Source organism: Pseudomonas sp. ok272, from assembly GCF_900109995.1.
Lineage (GTDB): Bacteria > Pseudomonadota > Gammaproteobacteria > Pseudomonadales > Pseudomonadaceae > Aquipseudomonas.
Genome location: NZ_FOCB01000044.1, coordinates 1 through 2,016 on the forward strand (window position 1 = coordinate 1; position 2,016 = coordinate 2,016).

General features: G+C 65.2%; 3 protein-coding genes. All 3 read right to left on the reverse strand.

The features are described from left to right. Positions 1 to 416 (reverse strand): Tli1a family immunity protein (locus BMW74_RS24400; RefSeq protein WP_305881721.1); only part of this gene is annotated, 416 nt, incomplete at its 3' end. Between the two features lie 5 nt (positions 417 to 421). Then, positions 422 to 1,222: a toxin Tle1 chaperone Tla1 gene (locus BMW74_RS24405; protein ID WP_093426649.1), complete on the reverse strand. Its 801-nt coding sequence runs from the start codon at positions 1,220 to 1,222 to the stop codon at positions 422 to 424. After that, the coding region (locus BMW74_RS24410) for a DUF2345 domain-containing protein (protein ID WP_139208489.1) at positions 1,219 to 2,016 on the reverse strand (798 nt) is incomplete at its 5' end. The genes BMW74_RS24405 and BMW74_RS24410, both read right to left, overlap by 4 nt.

Below are 2,016 nucleotides of genomic sequence, written 5' to 3' on the forward strand. Positions count from 1 at the left end.
ACTTCATCGCAGGGCAGGAAGTGCACGGTCAGGCCACAAACTTTCTGGCCGGTGTAGTCGGGGATGGGGGCGAGCTTGCTGTGTTGGCGTTTTTGGGCATCGATTTTGTCAAGCCAGGCGTCGTACTTCGCCTCATCTGCAAAGCCTGGAAAGTCATCGGAGTACGCCACCCCTGTCTCCCAATCAACCCGCACCGTCATCCCCGGCTGCCAGCGCTTGGGCGCGATGTAGCAGCAACCACCGCCCCCGCCCTGGTACGGGCCGATGATGTCGAGGCCCGAGCGGCCATCGACGCTGAAGCGATTGATCGCCCAGTGGGTGTGGTTGATGGCTTCCAGGGTGCTGGCCTGGGTGGGGTGGGCGAGTAGCGCACAGAACGCAGCGAGCGCCGCGGTTACCGTCGAGGGTCTGGGCATGGGGTTCAACTCCGCTCGGTCTGAGGTGGATCGATGTGGGCATTGCGCAGCGTGTCGAGGAGCACGGTCTCGCGCTCGGCGGGCAGCAGCACCCCGGCCTCGGTGGCCGCAAGCATCGACGCGTAGCTGATTTGAAAGCGCCGCTCGGCCCCCCAGTCGGCGGGGAAAGCCGCCTCCATAACCGTCAGGGCCAGGCTGGCGTCGCTGGCGCAGCCGAGGCTTTCCAACTGGCTGTCGCTCAGTTCCAGCGGGGCGCAAGGCTCGGCGCTGTCAGGCCCCTGTGCCTGCCCCGCCAGGCACCGGGGCTGGCCATCACGGTCGAGCCAACTCCAGAACGCCACGGGCTGCAACCAGCGCTGCTGCTCTTGCGGTTGCAGGACATGGCTGAACAACAAGGCAAACAGGCGTGGGTCGTAGTAACGCAGCAGCCCTGGGTAGCCACCATTGCTGGCTTGCAGGCAGTGCCCCAGGTGCTCGGCCAAGGGCTGGAAGTCCCAAGGCGAGGCCAGCACCAGCACTTGCGCACGCACGTTCAGGTGCTGCAACAGGCCGCTGAGCCACTGGCGTTGCAGCGGTTGCGTCAGGTCGACCCGGATCAACAACGGCGCCACGTCGCCGGCCCCCTCCTCCGGGCGCCCGGTGAACAACGAGTGCCACGACAAGGCCGGCTCAACGCCGGGCAGACTGGGGAGCAACGGCGTGGCGCTGCCGGCTTGGTCGACGATCACATCCAGGCAGGTAATGCCGACCGGCCTACACATCGCCTCCAGCACGCCAAGCCAGGCGGTGATAGGCGCGGCGCTCATGCTTGCACCTGCGGGGAAACAAAACCCTGTGCCGCATGGTGAGCGCGAAGCAGGCACTCTTTGCACACCGCACCCGGCAGTTCGGGCAGTGGAAAGCTCAGGCGGGTGGGTGGCTCCCAGATGTGCTGACCCTTGAGGCTGAGTGTGCCGGGGGTATGAATGTCGATCTCGCCACTGGGGGCGATGCGGATATAGCCGCCGCCGCAGCCCAGGGTGATGCCGTTCTTGGCGGTCAGTTGCAGGTGGCCCTGCACCGATTGCACGGTGATGTCTTGCTGGGCGATCAGGTTCAACACGTCGCCGTGGGATTCGATCTCCAGCGGGCCTTTGCCGGAGACCAGGCGCAGGCCTTGCTCTTGGGCCAACAGCGAAATGTCCTGACTGGCCTGGATCGACAGGCGCTGGGCGGCAGCCAGGTGGATGTCGTCCTGGCTTTGCAGGTAGAGGGCATCACCGCTCTTGAGCAGCACACCGCCTGACGTGACCACACCAATGCCTTGGGGAGCGCTGAGCAGAATGGTCGGGGCCGCCAGGTCTTGGGCATCCGCTTGCAACCGCAGCAAGCCATCAATGGCCGGCGCACGACTGTGATGGGCCTGGGCAATCACTTGCCAATCGGAGATTTGCTCGCGCGCCTGCTGAACCAGCGCGTTGGCGGGGTCCATGCTCAATACGTCGCCCTGGGCTTTGGGCTGTGCATCGGCACTGATGAACACCCCCTTTCCAGCCCGTATCGCCCCCCAACCATCGGTCCTCAGCTCAAACCCTTCGCCGCGCTTTTTCTTCTGCGCATC

Coding starts and splice junctions, on each gene's coding strand:
- BMW74_RS24405 (WP_093426649.1), bottom strand. CDS start 1,222: ATGAGCGCCGCGCCTATCACCGCCTGGCTTGGCGTGCTGGAGGCGATG.